Genomic DNA, 240 nt, shown 5'->3' on the forward strand with positions numbered 1-240 from the left:
GCCGCTCCTTGTCAGCTTTCGACTTCACGGTGCGCTTCGTCTCGGCGCTGCGCGCGATCCAGTCCGACACCGACTTCGGCTTCGGATCCCGGATCAGCACCACGACGCCACGGCCTTCCTTCGCCACCGCCTGCATGGATCGAGCAATGGGGCTGTCCGTCGCCGGGCGTCCGTCGAAGCCCGGAATGCCGAGAAGGTCGGACAGCGCGTTCACGACATGCACGCGCACGAGCACGGGCT

1 protein-coding gene is annotated in these 240 nt (G+C 67.1%); it reads right to left on the reverse strand.

Features of this window, described 5'->3' with window-relative positions; translation table 11 throughout:
• Nucleotides 1–240, reverse strand: a 240-nt coding sequence (locus ACZ3HG_RS24745; RefSeq protein ID WP_465335174.1) for a hypothetical protein, incomplete at both ends; no start/stop codon positions are given.

The organism is Erwinia sp. PME.40.26/001, from assembly GCF_055556675.1.